Source organism: Nocardia sp. NPDC052112 (genome assembly GCF_040680135.1).
GTDB lineage: Bacteria > Actinomycetota > Actinomycetes > Mycobacteriales > Mycobacteriaceae > Nocardia.
The window spans coordinates 79,774-97,389 of record NZ_JBFAWD010000008.1; the positions used below are offsets into that span (position 1 = coordinate 79,774).

A 17,616-nucleotide genomic window follows, 5' to 3' on the forward strand; every position below is an offset into this window, starting at 1 on the left:
AAATGTGCCGAAATCCGTTGAAATCCCGGCAGACGAAATAGATCTGGACGACCTCGCCCATCTGATGGTCATGCAAGCAGGCGTCGATCTCGCCGGGCCGTTGACGTCGAGCCTGCTCGCCGGCGGCCGGAGCAATCTGACCTATGCGCTCACCGACGGCGTCACCGAATGGATTCTGCGTCGCCCACCACTGGGGCACGTGCTGGCGACCGCCCATGACATGAACCGAGAGGTGCGAGTGCAGCAGGCGCTGGGACCGACCGGGTTCCCGGTGCCGCGAATCATGCTTTCGGTGATCGGCCGACCGGTGAACTTCTATGTCATGGAACGGATCACGGGCCGGGTCCTGCGCTCGGATGCCGACTTCATGGGTGTCGCGCCGCACCAGCGGCGAGCGGTGGGCGAGTCTTTCATTACGACCCTTGCCGATTTGCACCGAATCGATCCGAATCGGATCGGGCTTACCGATTTCGGTAGGCCGATCGGATTCCTGCACCGGCAGATCGCGCGCTGGTCCAAGCAATCCGAAGCATCACGAACCCGGGATGTGCCCGGGCTGATGGAATTGACCACGCGGCTCGTCGCCGCCATACCGAAGACGTCGCAGGTCGCAATCGTGCACGGCGACTTCCGGTTCGACAACACAATCGTCGGCCTGGGCGCCACGCCGCGGATGCGGGCGTTGCTCGACTGGGAGATGTCGACGCTCGGTGACCCGCTGACCGATGTCGGACTGGCCTACCTCTTCTGGGAGGGTTGGCTGGGCATCGACAATCCGATCGCAGGGACCCCTGCCGCGCACGCGTGCTATCCCAGCTGGCCTGATCTTGCCGCGCTGTACGAGGAGCGCAGCGGCCGGAACCTCGAGAACTTCGCCTGGTACCAGGCATTCGCCTGCTTCAAACTCGCGGTAATCCTGGAGGGTATTCACTGTCGCCATCTTCGGGGATTGACGGTCGGGACGGGTTTCGAGCGCATCGGGGGCATGGTCGAACCACTCGTGTCGCGGGGACTTGCGCACCTGTGACCGCCGTCGAAATCGATTCACGGATGGCTGAAGAAGCTCGCACGATATTGCGAGCACTGACGTACCGCTGAGTGGAAGAACCGAATTTCGCTCGAAAACCCAGGGCAAGAATGACTTTCGTCACTTTGCCTGGCGACATAAGGAGAACGCGATGCTCACTGCTGAGCAGAAGGCAAAACTATCAGATGTCCTGCGGCCGACTGCGCGCCCGCAGGAATTGACCGGCGTCTATACCGACGACCAGCGTCGGCGCATGCTCGATGTGGTCCGCGAGAACGGGCCGTGGAAGCTGATCATCGCCCAGCATTTCGCCTCCGGCGAGGAACTCATCGCCACTATGAGCGGCAGCATGCCCGACGGTGTCACACCCACCCTGGATATGTACCTCACGCCGACCTTCCGCGGCTATTTCGCCGAATACGGTGCCGTGCTGTACCCGGAGATTCACGACTGTTTCTACAACGCGACGTTTATCGAACATGCGAAGCGGTACTGGAAGGTGGAATACGCCAAGCCGGAGATGATGCTGTTCAATATCAACGGGCCGTGCGGCAATCAGGACCCAGGACACCTGGATTCGCCCAGTTTCCGCGGGATGCGTTTCGGCAACACGCCGACCTGGCTACTCAGCGTGATGGGCAAGTCTGGTCTGTTCCGGGACTATCTGATCAAGATGGCGCAGGTTATCACCTGGTTCTGCCACGATGAGAATTCCGGATTCACCTACTGGCCGGAAGGTCCGCTGAAGGCCCCGCAGCGTCTGTTGCCGCCGACCTACAACAAGGGCGTCGTGGTACAGAACGAGATGATGGTGCATCGCGGTGAGGCGAACGGGCCGCTCGATCAGCGTCAACCGAAAAACCTGGCGTTCGACACGGTGTTCGCCGGTGATTCCTCGGACAACGATCAGTGGTTGCTGCGTACCGGCGATACGACGATCGCCCGTCACCACACCGACGAACTGCGGTTCCTGGTGCACTGGAACGCCGAGGTGTTCACCGACTTCGACGAGCTGAAAAAGAACATGGACGGGACCGCGGACCTGACCCTCGATCAGGTCTTCGACACCTTCGCCAAGGACCTGAAGAACCGGGGCATCCCCCTCGATCTGCCGACTGAGCCATTGCACGATCGGGACTTCATTCGGACACTCAGCAACGCCTACGATCTCGGCATTCCGGCGGTTTACCCCGACGAGGCCAAGCCCGACTGGATGCTGGTCGCATAGCGTGCCGTCCGGGCAACAACATCGGCCCCACTCTCCGCGATGAGGGTGGGGCCGAACTGTTGCGTCGGAGCGGCCGGGACGGGCCGCCGCCGACGCGCAGGTTGGGTTACCCGACGGCGGCGGATGTAGGCGGTTCGAGCACGGGTAGCGCACCGGATTCCGCTGCTGCCCACAGCGATTCACGGAGCTGGGAACAGTAGGGGAGCGGATGGGCAGAGAAGGTGCTCGCCGTATGGCGTTCCACACAGGCGGCGCTGGATTGCGCGTCCCACTGCACGCTGGTCTGGGACCAGCTGCTCTTTCGGGCCAGCACTGTCGCGGCACATTGGCGACACCGCACCGGCACCATAGGCGCCTCGCGCAGTCGCTCGTCGGTGTGAGTCGTCATGATGACGCCTTCGACGCCTCGTCTTGGCGGGCGATATTCTCCGCGACCTGTCGCTGCCAAGCTTCGAACGGGCGGGTGGTGTCGAGTTCGAATTCGAAGCGATCGACCATCTCCGGTTCTATATCGGCGATGTCGATGTAGAACTGGTTGTACCATCGGCGCAGCTGGTAGACCGGTCCGTCCTCCTCACACAACAGCGGATTGTCGATGCGTGTCTTGGATCGCCAGATCGCGACGTCCTGCTCGAATCCGACCTTCACCCAATCACCGAGGGCGATAGCGGTTTTCATCGCCTCGTCGGCGGGCAGATGCTCGGACTTCTTGACGATGATGCCGTACTGCAGGACGAAGGAGTTCTCGTCGATGGGGTAGTGGCAGTTGATCAGCACGGTCTGCTGATCGCCGCCGCGATCGTAGTGGTAGATCAGATCGTCGATCATGAACGACGGGCCGAAATAGGAAGCGACGGAGGTAGTTCCGAGCGACTTCGGCTTGTCCGGGCTACCTTTGAGATCCGCTCGTGCGGCGCTCTTGAAGTACTGGGTCGCGACGGTGCCTTCGAAAACGTTCTTGAAGTAGGTCGGCAGCGATCCGTGGATGTAGAAGAAGTGCGCCATGTCGACCACGTTGTCGATGATCTCGCGGCAGTTGGTGTTCACCACGGTGGTGTACCAATGCCAATCGGTCCACTCGTCGCTGGTCGCGCCCTCGATTCGGGGAATCGTGACATCTGCTGGCGGCTTCTTGCCCTCCGGGTCGTTCCAGACGAACAGCATGCCGTCCTGTTGCAGCGTCGTCCATGCCCGGGTCCGGGCCAGGGGCGGGACCCGCTTGGCGTAGGGGATCTGCTTGCAGCGGCCGTCGCCGCCCCAGCGCCAGTCGTGGAACGGGCACGCGATCTCATTGCCCTTGACCTCGCCGTCGGACAGGTCGCCGCCCATGTGGCGGCAGTACCCATCGAGCACGTTGATCCTGCCGTCTTCGCCTTGGAAGACGACGAGTTTGGTGCCGAACGCCAGGATCGAATGCGGTTTGCCGTCGGCGAAATCCCGGATCAGGCCCAGGCAGTGCCAGCCGCGGGCGAAACGGGTGGGCGCCGCATCGGCCTCGATCCGGCGAACCTCGTCTTGCACCGTTGTCATGTCCACCGTCCTCGGAGTGATGTGGGTGCGGAGGCAGGCTGCTGCGGCCGCCTACGCGGCGCAATTCCGCACCTTCTCGGTTCTAACACCGGCTAATGCCTGGTCGGGCAGGGGATTTCACTGACTGGACGATCGGCCCGAGCGGTCGTCGGTAGCTGCCTACCATCGGCCGCATGACGTCCATATCCCAGGACCCGGCCTTGGCCGTCGCGGATTTCAAGGCCGCGCTCGCCCGCTTCTGCAGTGGCGTCACGGTCATCACCGCGATAGCCGACGGTGAACCGGTCGGGTTCAGCTGCCAGTCGTTCTCATCGCTGTCGCTGGACCCGCCCTACGTGTGCTTTTGCCCGGCGCGGACCTCCTCGTCCTGGCCGCGCATCCGCGACGCCGGGACGTTGTGCGTGAACATCCTCGCCGAGGATCAGGAAGAGCTATGCATGCGGTTCGCCACGCGCGGGGCCGACAAGTTTGCCGGGATCGACTGGGAGCCCGGTGTGAACGGAGCGCCGCGATTGGAAGGAGGAATCGCGGCGCTCGAATGTTCCGTCGAACGCGAGGTGGACGGCGGGGATCACACCATCGTGATCGCCCAGGTCACCAGCCTGGCCCTGCAGCGCGAGGTAGCTCCGTTGCTGTTCTTCCGCTCGTCGTTCGCGACGCTCGAGGTCCCGCAGCCCGTCCGGCAAGTATCCATCAGCCCGGCCGACTGGTTCTGATCCCGACCCGAAAGACAGTGCAGAGCAGAGGAAATGATGACCAACACGATGCTGGTGCGGGTACGGAGCCTGCTTCCCGGAATTCGCGAGCGCGCGGCGCTCGCCGACCGGCAGCGCCGCATCCCAGATGACACGATCCGCGAACTGGCTGGGGCCGGGGTGTTCCGGATGCTCCAGCCCAAGCGATACGGCGGCTACGAGGCCGGGCTGGCCGAGTTCTACGAGGTGGTCCGGGCGATCGCCGCCGCGTGTCCGGCCACGGGGTGGGTCGCGGCGGTGCTCGGCGTACACCCGTGGCAGATCTCGCTTTTCGGCGAGGAAGCCCAAGACGAAGTGTGGAAGGACGAGCCCGGCGCGCTCGTGTCGTCGTCCTACGCGCCCACCGGAAAACTGGTCGAGGTCGATAGCGGATATCAGCTGAGCGGCCGGTGGAGCTTCTCCTCCGGGAGCGACCACTGCGGGTGGGCATTGGTCGGCGCGCTGTGCCCCGGTGAGGACGGGAAGGCGCCGGAATATCTGACGGTGCTCGTACCGCGGAAAGACTATGCGGTAGAGGACGTGTGGAACGTGGTCGGTCTGTCCGGAACCGGCAGTAACGACATCGTCATCGAGAAGGCTCTCGTGCCGTGGCACCGAGCCTACAGCGCCATCGACCAGAACCTGCTGCGCGGGCCGGGCCACAAGGTGAACACCGCGCCGTTGTACAAGGTGCCGTTCGGAATGGTGTTCTCCTACGCGATCACCAACGCGATCGTCGGTGCGGCGCAGGGCGCCTACGACGCGCACGTTGAGCGCATGGCGCAGCGCGTGCGGCTGTCCTACGGCGGACAGCGGGTGGCCGAAGACCCGTTCGCGCACGTCCGGGTGGCGCGCGCCGGGGGAGAAATCGACGCCGCCGTGCTGACCCTCGATCACAATGTCGTCACCCAAACCGCCTTCACCGCCGCCGGGGAGGAGATTCCAGAGCGAATCCGCTTGCGCGCCAGGCGCGATCAGGTGCTGGCGACCGAGCGTGCGCGCACCGCGGTCGAAATGCTGTTCGGCAACTCGGGTGGCCATTCGATCGCGCTCGGCAATCCGATCGAACGGCATTGGCGTGACGTGCACGCGGGCAGTGTGCACGTCATCAACGACGTCGAGCGGGCCCTGTCCATGTACGGTCGCGGTGAGTTCGGAAGCCCGATCAACGAGGGTATGTACTGAGATGTGCGACCTCGGGCAGCTGAATCACATCGCCCCGTCGTCGACGACTTCGACGACGCCGTGCGCACCATGCACCGCGTCTATGGCGTGGAGGTCGTCGACCTCGGCGAGTGGTTCGGCACCTGCCTGATCGACGGTATGGAATGCCTTACGGTGCAACGCTTCGGACTCTGGGAGGGGACACCCCGAAATGCCCTCCCTTCCGACCAGCTGCGGGATCGGCTCACCCGAATCACGGCCGCTCTCACCGCATACGACAGCGCGCATCCCCCGACGCCGAGCGCACCCTTCGCTGGGAACTTGATCGTGCACCGCAGCAATGACCGCCTGGACGGACCTCGCCGTACCGGAAAGTTCAGCCTGGTAGTCGACTAAGTCGCCAGGCTGAACCTGCCTTGCCGTCTCCGCTAGAGTATGCGGGTTTTTCTGTGTATCAACTCGGCTGCCAGTTGGGCTGTAATATCTGCGCGTCGCCCACTGTCAACTGGACCTCGAAGACGCGGTCGAAAATTCGCCAGCCGCTCGGCTCCCTTCGCAGTCGATCACGATAGACACCGAAGCATTCATAGGGGACCAGACTCGATCGGGAGCCTGCCCCGTAGTGATATACCCGCGCCTTACAAGTGGCTGTCGCGGTATCGCCGTCGATGTTCACTACATGGTTACCGAGTAGGTGCTGAGACGGTCCACACCCATCGAGGTGACTTCGAATAGAGGCCACAATCGTCTCGCGTCCGATCAGTGGAGGCTGATCACTGCGGCCGTATCGTGCAACCGCGTCCAGCGTGAATACCTGGTCGAGCATGTGCCATTTTCGATCATCCAACGCGTACGCATAGTGGTTTACGACGTCGATTATCGCGTCCCGTTCCGAACCTGAAGTCATCGAATACGTTCCCTTCCGCTTCGCAAAATCGAGCTGGGCTAATATCCTGGCCCGGTCAGCAGTCCGCCATCGACCAGCATCTCCGTTCCGGAGCAATAGCTGGCGTCATCTGAGGCGAGGAAAATTACGGCACGAGACACTTCAACCGGTCGCCCCCAGCGCGCAATTGGAAGGGTTGGTACGAAGGGAACGTCCGGATCGAGGTCGGGTGCAATCTCGGTATTCATCGGCGTGACGATGCCTCCTGGGTGAACCGAGTTCACCCGAATGTTGCGTGGGCCGAGTTCGCGCGCGGCAACCTTCGTCAGACCGCGGATGCCGAACTTGCTTGCAGCGTAGGCGGCGAGCCCTGCGGCCCCCGCGTATCCTTCGATGGAAGAGATGTTGACGATCGCGCCACCGTCGGACATTTTCGGTGCGACGGTTCGGATCCCCAGCCAGTATCCGAATAGATTGACATCGAGAATCCTTCGGAACTCGTTCGGATCCTGCTCTGCGATCGTGGCGAACTTGTTGATTCCCGCGTTGTTGACAAGGATATCGACTTTACCGAAAAGGGAAATGGCGGAATCTACGACCCCACGCCAATCGTCTTCGCTTGTCACGTCATGATGCACGAAATAAGTATCGGGCCCGAGCTCGGCGGCAAGGGCTTGTCCCTTTTCGTCCAGAACATCACCGAATACGACCCGTGCACCTTCGTCGAGGAATTGTCGGACGTGCTCCTCACCCATTCCGCGGGCGGCGCCCGTGATCAGCGCGACCTTTCCCTCCATTTGCCCCATGAAACCCTCGATTCTCTCGATCTCGTACCGGGGAGAGTACATTGCCGGCATGTCGATCAGTCTGGAGTTTTCCGGCCAGCGGAACCGATGGTGGGATGGATTCCCGGCTACGAGCGTCACATATCGTGACCGCAATATCGGTCGGCAGGTCGAGTGCGATGGCGAGGATCTGCGCGCACCCCGATTTTGGCTTAGAGATGGGAAACACGCGTCAGGCGCCGGATTTGCGGGAAGGGTGGGAATTCCACCCGGCGGAAGGGGTTTCGAGGTGTCAGTTATCGAGAATCCGAATACCGCAATAAATCCGCCGCTCGCGGCGAGCGACCGGGGTGGTCGTCGCCACGAGCGGCGGATCCTAGGCTGCTCGGTTACGGGAGCGCGGCCAGGTCCTCGGCCGTTAGGGCCCATCCGAGGGCGGCGACGTTGGTGCGCACCTGTTCCGGCGTCGTCGCGCCCGCGATGAGGGAAGCCACGCCGTCCTGGGCGACCAGCCACGCCATTGCCAGCTCGAGGATGGTGTGGCCGCGCTGCTCGGCGAAGGCGGTCAGCGCTTCGACGCGAGCGAAGTTGGACTCGTTGTCGATCGTGCGGAAGTAGGCCATGGTGTCCAGCCGCGATCCGCTCGGATAGGGCTCGCCACGCCGGTACTTTCCGGTGAGCAGCCCCGACGCCAGCGGGAAGTAGGGGATGATGCCGGCCTTGTTCGCCCGCGCTGTGGGGACGACTTCGCGCTCGACGTCACGCGAGAGCAGGTTCCACTCGAGCTGGGTGCCGCAGAACGGTGTAACACCCTTTCCTGCGGCGGCTTTCGCGGCGGTTTCGACTTGCTCGCCGGACACGTTGGACGAGGCGATGTGCAGGACCTTGCCTTGCTGGATGAGCTGGTCGAGTGCCTCCAGAGCCTCGTCCACGGGTGCATCGGGATCGGGGTAATGCTGGTAGTACAGGTCGATCCGATCGGTGCGCAGCCGCCGCAGGCTGCCCTCGCAGCTCGCGATGATGTGGCGGCGCAGCGCGCCCGGGGTGTACGGCTCATCCTGGGGACGCCGCAAGAACTTGGTGGCGATGACGACCTGGTCCCGCCGGTCGCCCAGCGTGGTCCCGATGAACTCCTCGGACTTGCCGCCGCCGTACATTTCGGCGGTGTCGAAGTGGGTGATCCCGGACTCGAGGGCGGCGTCGATGACCGCAGCGCTCGCCTCGAGATCGAGCTTCATGCCGAAGTTGTTGCAGCCCAAGCCGACCAGCGACAGCGCTGGACCGGCTGCGCCGAGCTGGCGTGTTTCCATGTCTCTCCTTCGTGGGATGCCGATGCGCTCAGGAAATGAGCGAGTTGAAGGCGTTGCGTTCGCGCCCGGGACCGGTGAAGACGTAGTCCAGTTCCACCACGGACCCGAACATGTCGATTCCGGTGGCGAACAGGTTGGTGCGGACATGCACCTGTACGCCGTGGCGGCCGTAGGCGTAGTCCTCGGCCTCGGAAAACACCAGAGACGCGGCCATTCGATCGTCGATCTCGATGTCACCCTCCTCGCCACGCGCCTTGAGCACCTGCATGCTCTGGATGCGCGCGGCGAATGCCGGATCGGACTCCATTTCCTTGCGCAGCCCCAGCACTGCGGCCTCGAGTTGTCCGAGGTCGCTGAAGTGCAGGCCGAAATGCAGGTAGGACTCCGGCCATTGGGCCCGCTGCTCGAGGAAGTCCCGCAAAACCGGATGCGGCTCCGCGGTATTCGCACCCAGGCTCTCGGCGATGGCGCGCTCCAGTTCGAGCTGGGCGGGTTTGAGCGCGAACAGATAGATGATGTTGTCTGCGCGGTCCGGATCTGCGCTGTCCATGGCGATGATGTACAGCGGCTCGTCGGAAAACTTGTTAGGAAACTCCTGCACGCGGGCGCCGAGCAGTTCGAAGAACCGGACCGCAAGCGCACGCTCGCCCGGCCGGAAGTGCAGCGCCAAATGGCCCAGGCTGGTCTTCGATCCCATGGTGACCTCCTCAGGCGGTGGTATACCGGCCCGCGAATTCGTGGATGCTCTTGACGACGTGATTCAGCTCCTCATCGCTCATGCCGTGGCTCATGCCCAGGGACATGCCGCGCTCGAACACCTCGTCGGCATTGGGCAGGCCGCCCGCGGGGATGCGGTATTCGACATTGCGCATCATCGGATGGCGGGTCACGTTGCCGCTCCACACCGTTCGCGTGTCGATGCCCGCGGACTCCAGATGCCCCTGCAGATCCGGGCGAGTGAATCCGGCATCCTCGCGAATGGTCACCGGATAGCACAGCCAGGCGGTATGAAAATCCGGAAGCTGCTTGGGCAGCCGGAACAGGCTGGGATAGCTGCCGAACGCGCCGTTGAACGCGTCGAAGATCTCGGCGCGGCGCGCATAGTTCTTGTCCAGCTTGGACAGCTGCACCAGGCCGAAGGCGGCCCCCAATTCGGAAGGCTCGAAGTTCCAGGGCAGGACGTCGAAGATGAAGTCGTTGTCGTAAGGGACGCCGTCGAGGTCCTCACGGAAGACGCGACCGGTGTGCGCGGCCTCCGAGCCGAACAGGTGCGGTTCGGAGCGGCGGCCCCAGCGGCGCAGCATCAGCCCGCGGTCGCGCAGTTTCTCATCGTCCACGCACACCATGCCGCCGTTGCCCGCGCACGTCAGGATGTGGGCCATGGCGAAGCTGGTGACCGTGATATCGGAGCGGCTGCCGGTCGGCGTGCCGCGCAAGGTGGTGCCGATGCAGTCGCAGGAATCCTCGATGACCTTCAGGCCGTGCTTGTCTGCGACCTCACGGATGGCGTCCCAGTCCGGAGCATTGCCGGCGAGGTTCGGGACGAGGATTGCCTTGGTCTTTTCTGTGATCAGTTCCTCGATCTTGGTGACATCGACGTTGTAGGTGTCGGGTTCGACATCGACGAACACCGGGATCCAGCCACCGCGCACGACGGGGGAGACGTCGGTGGAGAAGGTCAGGGGCGAGGTGATGACCTCCGAACCCTTGGGCAGATCCAGCAATTCGAGCGCCAGGTACAGTGCCGACGAACCCGAATTGCACATCAGGCCCAGCCGCTTTCCGTAGAGGGCCGCGACCCGCTGCTCCATTTCGGCGACGTTCTTGCCGATCTTGAGCGCGTAGGGGCCGCCGCGCAGCACCTCGAGACAGGCGTTGATCTCAGCTTCGTCGTGCACGCTGCGCGCGTAGATGACCCGGGTCATTTGATTACTCCTCGTTATCGTGATGAAAAGAGCTGGGGCGCTGAATATCTCGGGAGCACGCGGTCGATCAGCGCTTCGCCCAGGACCATTCGTGGCCCCAATAGCTATCCGCGGTGATTTCCTCTGCCACGTAGAGGTTCTGGTCGACCAGCATGCCGTCGGTACCGAACTCGAGATCCCAGCCACCCGGCGTGCGGACGTAGAAGGAGACCATCTTGTCGTTGGTGTGGCGGCCCAATGTCGAGGACAGGTGGTAGCCGCTCTTGACGACTCGGTCGACCGCGCGGCCCACTTCGTCGAGTCGGTCGACCTCGACCATGATGTGGATCAGCCGCGGTGCCCCCGGCGCGGGCAGTGGCATCAGCGCCAGCGTGTGATGGCGGGGATTGGTACTGAGGAACCGGATGCGCTGGGGGTCCGCCCCCGGCGATGTCGGCATGCGGAAGGCCCCGCGCGGATTGAAACCGAGCACCTCGGTGTAAAAGCGGTTGGCCGCATCGAGGTCGCCGACCGGGATCACGATGTGACCCAGACCCAGTGCGCCGGTGAGGAATCGGTTACCGTGCGGCGAGGCTGCCGGGCTGTGATCCAGTCGCGGGCCGTGGAACACCTCGATCGGCGTCCCACACGGATCGTCGAAGGTGATGGCGTCCTCGACGCCCCGGTCAGCGGCTTCCTCCCGGGACAGGTTCTTGACGGCGATGCCGCTCGCGGCCACCGCCGTGGCCACCCGCGCTAATGCCGCCGCGTCCCGCGCCTGCCAGCCCACGGCCAGCACCTGGTCGGTCGTGCCCGGAATCAGCGCGAGCCGGTGCTCGTGCTCATCCATGCGTAGATATATCCCGTCGCGCTCAGCTCCGGTGCCGGTGACGAAACCGATTGTGTCGAAGGCGAATTGCCGCCAGGCGTCAGCGTCGGTGATCTCCACCCTGACATAGCCCAGCGAATGGATATCGCTCAAGGGACTTCCCTTCTCACGAGTAGGTGACTTTCACGGTGTCGGTGACCGGAACTGCCTGGCAGGCGAGCAGATAACCTTCGGCCAGGTCCTGCTCTTCGAGAACCTCATTGCGCAGCATCTTCACCTCGCCGTCCAGCACGCGGCAGGCGCAGGCGCTACATGCGCCCTCCCGGCAGGAATAGGGCGCTTCGAGACCGGCGTCGAGCAGCACATCGAGCAATCGGCGCGACCGCGGCCAGATGTGGCTGGATTGTGCACCGTCCAGGTCGACCTCGAGGGTTGCCGCGTCGCCGGCGTCCTCGATGACTGGTTCCTGTGCGTTTGCCGCGAACGGATCGCCGGTGAGCGAGGTGAATCGTTCGACGTGTACGTGATCTCGCGGAAATCCCGACCGGCCCAATGCTTCGGTGACCGCATCCATGAAAGGTTCCGGTCCGCACACGAAGGCGTCGTAACCGGAATATGGCTGTGCCAGTGCCTGCAGCATCGCTACATCGGGCAGTCCCTGAACGCTGGTGAGCCAGTGGATGACGACAAGCCGTTCGGGGTGCGCACGTGTGAGATCGGTGAGTTGCTCGGCGAAGATGACCGAACGTTCATCCTGATTCGCGTATAGCAGGGCGATCCGTCCGCTTCCGGCGTGTAGTGCGGACTTCAGGATCGACATCACCGGGGTGATGCCGCTGCCGCCCGCGAGCAGCAGCAGATCGGAGTCGAGCGATCGTGGTGTGAAAACACCTGACGGAGCCAGCGTTTCGATGATCGACCCGGCGGCGACGTGATCGCAGATCCAGTTCGATCCCACGCCGCCCGCAACCCGCTTGACGGTCACTGTGGGTGCCTCGCCCAGATGCGGTGAAGATGCCAGCGAGTAGCAACGGGCCAACCCGCCCGTTGGGGGCTCCACCTTGAGGGTAAGGAATTGCCCTGGGGCGTAGCGGAATTCGTCCGGCGCTTCGAACACCAGCGAGCAACTCTCGGCGGTCTCGGTGATGACCGCGGCCACGCGAAGACGATGCACAACGGGATCCGGCATACCTGCTTCCTGACGGGAGGGGGAATGCTGCCCAGTTTGGTTGGCCGACAGGGGCAACGGGGCTGCTGTGTCCACTGACTGGACGGTGATCTATCAGCGCGGTTCAGACACGAGTGAGGAAGGCGAGGACCGCGTTCTCCCAGGCGGACCGCTGTTCGATCATGACCCAGTGGCCACAGTTGGGGAATACGTGCAGTTCGCCGTGCGGGAGGGTCCGCATGGGAATCAGGGCCATGTCCACCGGGCTCACCCGGTCGTCGCGTCCCCATGTGACCAGGGTCGGGGCCGTGATCTTGTGCAGCATTGCCCAATACGGCGGCTTATCGGACGACGCGGCGGCGGCCATGGTCGCGCTCATGGCCGCCCGGCCATACATGCGACGAGCAGCCTCTAAGGTTTTCGGTTCGGTGGCCTGCGCCCAGCGTTCCTCGATGAGCTCCTCGGTGATGAGTGATCGGTCATAGACCATCGAATGCAACCAATCCGCCAGTCGTTCCCGTGTCGGATTGTCGGTGAAATCCATCAGCAAGTTGATGCCCTCACCGGGGCCCGGAGTCAGCAGGTTGCGGCCGATGCCACCGATGGTGACGGTGCGACGGAACAGATCCGGCTGTGCGATGGCCAGATTCGCCGCCACAATGCCGCCCATCGAATTGCCGATGACGTCGACACGATCGAGCCCGAGGCCCCGGAGGAATCGCCGCACCGCCACCGGTGCGGCAGCCATCGGATGCTCATCGGTCGGATCGCTGACCCCGAAACCGGGGAATTCCAAGACGAAACAGTGGAACTGTTCCGAAAGCTTGGCAAGATTGCCGCGATAGTTGCGCCAGCCGGTCACGCCGGGCCCTGAGCCGTGCAGCAGGAGCAGGGGCGGCCCGTCACCGGCCTCGTGATAGCGCAGTACGCCGTCGTCCGTACGCAACTCGCGCAGAGTGTTGTCGTGGGTCAGCTCGGACATCGGGTGCGTCCGCCCTTTCTGTTCACCAACGGGTCCGCGCAGACGCTAGGGCACCGACCGAGCCGCGTGGGGCCGTCGTTCCGCACAGCGAACACTACGAAAAGATCACTCCCACTTGCTGGTTCCGTTCAGCAGTGCGGCGAGCAGCGGACGCTGCATGATGTAGTCATCGGGATCCTGCGGGACCACGTCCTCGCCGAACTTGATCATCCGGACCTTGCCGCGGGCCATGGCGATCGCGTGCCGGACCGCTGAGTAGACCAGGAAGAAATCGAGATCGCGGAGTTCGTGGCCGCTGATTTCCTGGTAGCAGGCAACCACGTCGTCACGACGCAGGAAGTCGGGGAGGCCGGCAGCGCCGTGCATATTTGCGAGGAACTGGAAGAAGGCGTGCATGTAGATGATCCACGCCACGTCGAGTTCGCGCGGACCGAGCGCCGCCATCTCCCAGTCGATTACCGCAGCGGGGTCGATACCGTCGTAGATGATATTGGCCGGGCGGGCATCGCCCCAGCTGAGGACGTCTGGCGCCGAGTCGGCGGGCCAATGCGCTTCCAGCCAATCCAGACCCTGCTCGATCAACGGCACCACATGGCCGTCATCTGCCAACGCCCAGCGATACCAGGCGCGTGTCTCGTCCACATGACACCGCAGCGACGAGCCCTCGCTACAGAGCATCGGGAACCGCTGCCGTGCATCGGGGATCGTATGCAAGCTCGCGAGCACGCCGACGGTGTTGCGCATGAGCTGGGTGCGTGCCTCCGGGCTGGACTCCGGTATCCAACCTAGGAACACGTATGGCGGATTATCCGAGGGAATGCGGCCCTCTACCTTGCGCATGATGAAGAATGGTGCGCCGAGCGCCGTTTCGTCCTTCTCCTCCCAACACAGTTCCGGCACCGGCACGGCACCGGTGGCCGCGACTGCCGCCATCACCGCGTACTGCTTCGCGAGGTCGTAGGTACGCATCAGTGGAATGCTGGTGGGCGGCATTCGCAGCACATACGAACCCGAAAACGCCACGTTGGATTTCGTCCACTCGGCATCGAAAAGCACGGTGGCACCCGACATCCCGGCATCCGGGCGCTCGATTTTGGTGATCCGCACCGGCTCGTCCGCACCGAGTCGCGGTGTTATCCACTCGGTCAGTCGCGTGGAAAGATCATTCAGTCCCAACTCGCTGACCGTGATCTTCCACTGGGTCCGCTGCGGATCGTTGACAGCCATCGTCATCCTCCTGTGGCGTCGAGGTGAGCAGCAATGCTGCACCGCGGTGAGCTGCTTCACAGTCGAGATGTCCGCCCAGTGGAACGTGCCTGGCGTCCGTCTATTCGAGCAGGCTGCGTCGCAGACGTTCGAGGTCACGGGCGCCGAATTCGAGGCCGTCGGTGAGGAAGTCGTCGAAACTGCCGTAACGGCTTCGCGTCTCAGCGAATGCGGCTTCGAGGTAGGTCACGTCCTGGCGCAGTAGTTCGCGAATCGGCCGGGGGTCGGCGATGGCGCCGGATTCGACCGAGCGGTCGAGCCACGCCTGATACGTCGGCCAGACATAGTCGTTGGTCGCCAGGTAGTCGTCCACCACGGCAGCTCGCGGCACGCCCAATGCGGTGAGCACGATGGCGGTCATCCAGCCGGTGCGATCCTTGCCCGCGCTGCAATGGAACAGCAATGGACCGCCAGACCGGTCGGCGATGAGATGTAGCGCCTGGGCGAACACGGCCCGGTACTCCGACTCGCGGACGAACTGCCGATTGATCTCGCGCATTAGTTCTGCTGCCCGGCCATCGCCGAGATCTTGTTCCCCTTCGGCGAATTCGCCCCGGATCGCCTTCAGCGTCTGCTCCAGATTGCCACCTGCGACAGGAAGTTCGACGCGCTCGATGCCTTCGGGCAGCCGATCCGGTCCGGCGGCGCTTTCCTGCGCGCTGCGGAAGTCGATGACGGTGCGCAATCCGAGTTCCTCGAGAACGGCGAGATCTCCGTCGGTGAGTTTGTGCAGTGCATCGCCCCGCAGCAGCCTTCCCCGCACGAGGCTCCGGCCGTCGGCGGTGACGAAGCCGCCCAGGTCGCGAACATTGATTGCACCCTGAAGGTCGATATGGCCCATAGCCCCACCGTATCGGGGGTCTTCCGCGCGTCGGGGATGATGACCACTCCGCGAAACAAACAACCGTCCGTTGGGTGGAATCACCCGAACCGGAGTAGCCGGGAAGCGCATAGCGTGGCCGACGCAGGGGGGATGTGCCCGTCGGTGTCGTGAGAGGCACCGACGGCTGCTGATCTACGAAATGGCATTCGAAACGCATTCCCCTGGAGGCATTCTCATGACATCCACCGCGTCGACCTGGGACCACGAAGTCGACATCCTCGTCGCTGGAAGCGGTGCGGGCGGGATGGTCGGTGCCATAGCCGCACACGATGCGGGCCTGTCGGCATTGGTGGTGGAGAAGTCGGCGGAATTCGGTGGCTCCACCGGTTTGTCGGGCGGCGGCATCTGGATTCCCGACAACCCGGTCCTGCGCCGGCTCGGCCGCGGCGACGACCGCACCGAGGTGCGGAAGTATTTGCAGGCCATTATCGGTGATCGCGTACCCGCCGCGAACCTCGACGCGTACGCCTATCGCGGTCCCGAGGTGCTCGAGATGCTCGAGCGGATCAGCCGGTACATGGCATTCACCTGGTGCCCCGGCTATTCCGACTACCACCCGGAGGAGCCCGGTGGCAGGCCACTTGGCCGCACGATCGAGCCGAAGCCGATCGATGCTCGACTGCTCGGCGACGAGGAGTCATTGCTGCGGGCGATGAATGTGCCCGCTCCGATGGGTCTCTGGATGACCGGATACGAGGCCCGAACCCTGATGATGTTCCGCCGCACCTGGCGCGCTTGGCGGATGTTCCCGGTCGCTGGTTGGCGAGTGGTGTCAAACGTCTTCCGGCGCAGGCATATGAAGACTCTCGGCGCGGCATTGATCGCCCGACTGCGGTTGACCATGCGCGATCTCGACATCCCGATGTGGCTGCGTTCGCCCGTCACCGAACTCGTAGTCGAGGACGACCGAGTCGCGGGCGCGGTGGTCCAGCGCAACGGCAGCGCGATCCGCGTGCGAGCCCGGCGCGGCGTGCTCCTCGCGACCGGAGGATTCGACCATGACCAGGTCCTGCGCGATGCTTATCTGCCCGCGCCCGGCCGCCCCGACTACAGCATGGGCTCTCCGGACAACACCGGAGATGGGCACCGACTCGGCGAAACAGCCGGTGCGGCAATGGATCTGATGGATGACGCCTGGTGGATGCCCGGCGTGGCCCTGCCTGACGGGAGCGTCTTCCCGCTCGTCTCCGAACGTTGCATCCCGCCCATGGTGATCGTGAACCAGGAAGGCAAACGGTTTGTCAACGAGTCCTCCCCGTACGTCAATTTCGTACACGCGCAACTGGACGGCAACTATGTGCCGATCCACGAGATCTTCGACACCAAGGCACGCAGCCGCTACCAGTTCGCCGGCGTGCTTCCCGGACAGGACTTTCCGCAGTCGTGGTACGACACCGGGCTCGTGACGAAAGCTGCCACGCTGGAAGAACTCGCCGAGAAGATCGCGGTGCCTGCCAACAACCTGCGTGAAACCATCGACCGATTCAATCGTTTCGCCCGCAACGGCCGCGATGAGGACTTCGGCCGTGGCGACAGCGCCTACGACCACTATTACGGGGACCCCACGCTGCCGAACCCGGTCCTGGACGAGATCGAAGCCGGACCCTATTACGCAATCCGTTTGGAGGCAGGCGATCTCGGAACGAAGGGCGGCCTGGTGACTGACGAGCACGCGCGCGTCCTGCGCGCCGACGGGACTGTCGTCGACGGTCTCTACGCGGCGGGCAATGTGTCCGCGTCGGTCATGGGCAACGAGTACGCCGGTGCCGGTGCCACCATCGGACCGGCCATCGTATTCGCCTATCTCGCCGCGCAGCACGCCACTGCGGTAGAACCCGCACGAGCCGGGCGCGCATAGCAGTGCGCCGACCGACGGGAACACCCTGCGACGCGGGCTTCAAAAGGCCGCGGAGTGCGGAC

17 protein-coding genes and 1 pseudogene are annotated in these 17,616 nt (G+C 63.7%); 6 read left to right on the top strand and 12 right to left on the bottom strand.

All coding sequences use genetic code 11. The annotated features are described in order from the left end of the window. Window positions 1–4: 4 nt before the first annotated feature. Both AB0L58_RS17655 and AB0L58_RS17660 read left to right on the top strand, forming a co-directional pair. Window positions 5–1,027 (top strand): phosphotransferase family protein, encoded by a 1,023-nt coding sequence (locus AB0L58_RS17655; RefSeq protein WP_364387766.1) that lies wholly within the window; start codon window positions 5–7, stop codon window positions 1,025–1,027. Window positions 1,028–1,178: 151 nt separating this feature from the next. Continuing rightward, window positions 1,179–2,255, top strand: coding sequence for a hypothetical protein (locus AB0L58_RS17660; protein WP_364387768.1), 1,077 nt, complete (start codon window positions 1,179–1,181; stop codon window positions 2,253–2,255). 106 nt (window positions 2,256–2,361) lie between these two features. Here the strand turns inward: AB0L58_RS17660 and AB0L58_RS17665 are convergent, their stop codons facing one another. Together AB0L58_RS17665 and AB0L58_RS17670 are read right to left on the bottom strand one after the other, a co-directional pair. After that, window positions 2,362–2,643, bottom strand: coding sequence for a ferredoxin (locus tag AB0L58_RS17665; protein ID WP_364387770.1), 282 nt, complete (start codon window positions 2,641–2,643; stop codon window positions 2,362–2,364). Beyond that, window positions 2,640–3,785, bottom strand: coding sequence for a Rieske 2Fe-2S domain-containing protein (locus AB0L58_RS17670; protein ID WP_364387772.1), 1,146 nt, complete (start codon window positions 3,783–3,785; stop codon window positions 2,640–2,642). Before AB0L58_RS17670 ends, AB0L58_RS17665 begins: the two co-directional genes overlap by 4 nt. 200 nt (window positions 3,786–3,985) lie before the next feature. Between AB0L58_RS17670 and AB0L58_RS17675 the strand changes: the two genes are divergently transcribed. From AB0L58_RS17675 to AB0L58_RS17685, 3 genes and pseudogenes are all read left to right on the top strand, one after another. After that, complete coding sequence (locus AB0L58_RS17675) at window positions 3,986–4,501, top strand: flavin reductase family protein (protein WP_364387775.1); 516 nt, start codon at window positions 3,986–3,988, stop codon at window positions 4,499–4,501. A 36-nt stretch (window positions 4,502–4,537) separates the two neighbouring features. Next, window positions 4,538–5,704, top strand: a complete 1,167-nt coding sequence (gene hsaA, locus AB0L58_RS17680; protein ID WP_364388251.1) for a 3-hydroxy-9,10-secoandrosta-1,3,5(10)-triene-9,17-dione monooxygenase oxygenase subunit — start codon at window positions 4,538–4,540, stop codon at window positions 5,702–5,704. Window positions 5,705–5,914: 210 nt separating this feature from the next. Next, window positions 5,915–6,037, top strand: a pseudogene (locus AB0L58_RS17685) (nitronate monooxygenase); the annotation flags it as partial. 100 nt (window positions 6,038–6,137) lie between these two features. On the opposite strand, the gene AB0L58_RS17690 reads toward AB0L58_RS17685, so the two are convergent. The 10 genes from AB0L58_RS17690 to AB0L58_RS17735 form a co-directional block, all read right to left on the bottom strand. After that, on the bottom strand, window positions 6,138–6,590 hold the full coding sequence (locus tag AB0L58_RS17690; RefSeq protein WP_364387777.1) for a nuclear transport factor 2 family protein: 453 nt from the start codon (window positions 6,588–6,590) through the stop codon (window positions 6,138–6,140). Between the two features lie 38 nt (window positions 6,591–6,628). Then, window positions 6,629–7,375, bottom strand: coding sequence for a glucose 1-dehydrogenase (locus AB0L58_RS17695; RefSeq protein ID WP_364388253.1), 747 nt, complete (start codon window positions 7,373–7,375; stop codon window positions 6,629–6,631). Between the two features lie 368 nt (window positions 7,376–7,743). Then, a complete protein-coding gene (locus AB0L58_RS17700; RefSeq protein ID WP_364387779.1) occupies window positions 7,744–8,664 on the bottom strand; it encodes an aldo/keto reductase in 921 nt (306 codons plus the stop codon). A 28-nt stretch (window positions 8,665–8,692) separates the two neighbouring features. Then, the gene (locus AB0L58_RS17705) at window positions 8,693–9,361 is read right to left on the bottom strand and encodes a hypothetical protein (RefSeq protein ID WP_364387782.1); all 669 of its coding nucleotides are present in this window, start codon (window positions 9,359–9,361) and stop codon (window positions 8,693–8,695) included. A gap of 10 nt (window positions 9,362–9,371) precedes the next feature. Further along, window positions 9,372–10,589, bottom strand: coding sequence for a DegT/DnrJ/EryC1/StrS family aminotransferase (locus AB0L58_RS17710; RefSeq protein WP_364387784.1), 1,218 nt, complete (start codon window positions 10,587–10,589; stop codon window positions 9,372–9,374). A 67-nt stretch (window positions 10,590–10,656) separates the two neighbouring features. Further along, a complete protein-coding gene (locus AB0L58_RS17715) occupies window positions 10,657–11,550 on the bottom strand; it encodes a VOC family protein (RefSeq protein ID WP_364387786.1) in 894 nt (297 codons plus the stop codon). 13 nt (window positions 11,551–11,563) lie between these two features. Beyond that, window positions 11,564–12,586, bottom strand: a complete 1,023-nt coding sequence (locus tag AB0L58_RS17720; RefSeq protein ID WP_364387788.1) for a ferredoxin--NADP reductase — start codon at window positions 12,584–12,586, stop codon at window positions 11,564–11,566. A gap of 103 nt (window positions 12,587–12,689) precedes the next feature. Beyond that, window positions 12,690–13,547: an alpha/beta fold hydrolase gene (locus AB0L58_RS17725; protein ID WP_364387790.1), complete on the bottom strand. Its 858-nt coding sequence runs from the start codon at window positions 13,545–13,547 to the stop codon at window positions 12,690–12,692. 105 nt (window positions 13,548–13,652) lie between these two features. Further along, window positions 13,653–14,774, bottom strand: coding sequence for a phosphotransferase family protein (locus AB0L58_RS17730; protein WP_364387792.1), 1,122 nt, complete (start codon window positions 14,772–14,774; stop codon window positions 13,653–13,655). Window positions 14,775–14,874: 100 nt separating this feature from the next. Further along, window positions 14,875–15,654, bottom strand: a complete 780-nt coding sequence (locus tag AB0L58_RS17735; protein ID WP_364387794.1) for a tyrosine-protein phosphatase — start codon at window positions 15,652–15,654, stop codon at window positions 14,875–14,877. 217 nt (window positions 15,655–15,871) lie between these two features. On the opposite strand from AB0L58_RS17735, the gene AB0L58_RS17740 reads away from it, so the two are divergent. After that, window positions 15,872–17,554 carry an FAD-binding protein gene (locus tag AB0L58_RS17740; protein WP_364387796.1) on the top strand — a complete coding sequence of 561 codons (1,683 nt, stop codon included), beginning with the start codon at window positions 15,872–15,874 and terminating at the stop codon, window positions 17,552–17,554. Window positions 17,555–17,616: the final 62 nt, after the last annotated feature.

Coding starts and splice junctions, on each gene's coding strand:
- AB0L58_RS17720 (WP_364387788.1), bottom strand. CDS start 12,586: ATGCCGGATCCCGTTGTGCATCGTCTTCGCGTGGCCGCGGTCATCACC.
- AB0L58_RS17735 (WP_364387794.1), bottom strand. CDS start 15,654: ATGGGCCATATCGACCTTCAGGGTGCAATCAATGTTCGCGACCTGGGC.
- AB0L58_RS17670 (WP_364387772.1), bottom strand. CDS start 3,785: ATGACAACGGTGCAAGACGAGGTTCGCCGGATCGAGGCCGATGCGGCG.
- AB0L58_RS17730 (WP_364387792.1), bottom strand. CDS start 14,774: ATGGCTGTCAACGATCCGCAGCGGACCCAGTGGAAGATCACGGTCAGC.
- AB0L58_RS17690 (WP_364387777.1), bottom strand. CDS start 6,590: ATGACTTCAGGTTCGGAACGGGACGCGATAATCGACGTCGTAAACCAC.
- AB0L58_RS17705 (WP_364387782.1), bottom strand. CDS start 9,361: ATGGGATCGAAGACCAGCCTGGGCCATTTGGCGCTGCACTTCCGGCCG.
- hsaA (WP_364388251.1), top strand. CDS start 4,538: ATGACCAACACGATGCTGGTGCGGGTACGGAGCCTGCTTCCCGGAATT.
- AB0L58_RS17700 (WP_364387779.1), bottom strand. CDS start 8,664: ATGGAAACACGCCAGCTCGGCGCAGCCGGTCCAGCGCTGTCGCTGGTC.
- AB0L58_RS17660 (WP_364387768.1), top strand. CDS start 1,179: ATGCTCACTGCTGAGCAGAAGGCAAAACTATCAGATGTCCTGCGGCCG.
- AB0L58_RS17695 (WP_364388253.1), bottom strand. CDS start 7,375: ATGGGGCAAATGGAGGGAAAGGTCGCGCTGATCACGGGCGCCGCCCGC.
- AB0L58_RS17740 (WP_364387796.1), top strand. CDS start 15,872: ATGACATCCACCGCGTCGACCTGGGACCACGAAGTCGACATCCTCGTC.
- AB0L58_RS17665 (WP_364387770.1), bottom strand. CDS start 2,643: ATGACGACTCACACCGACGAGCGACTGCGCGAGGCGCCTATGGTGCCG.
- AB0L58_RS17710 (WP_364387784.1), bottom strand. CDS start 10,589: ATGACCCGGGTCATCTACGCGCGCAGCGTGCACGACGAAGCTGAGATC.
- AB0L58_RS17725 (WP_364387790.1), bottom strand. CDS start 13,547: ATGTCCGAGCTGACCCACGACAACACTCTGCGCGAGTTGCGTACGGAC.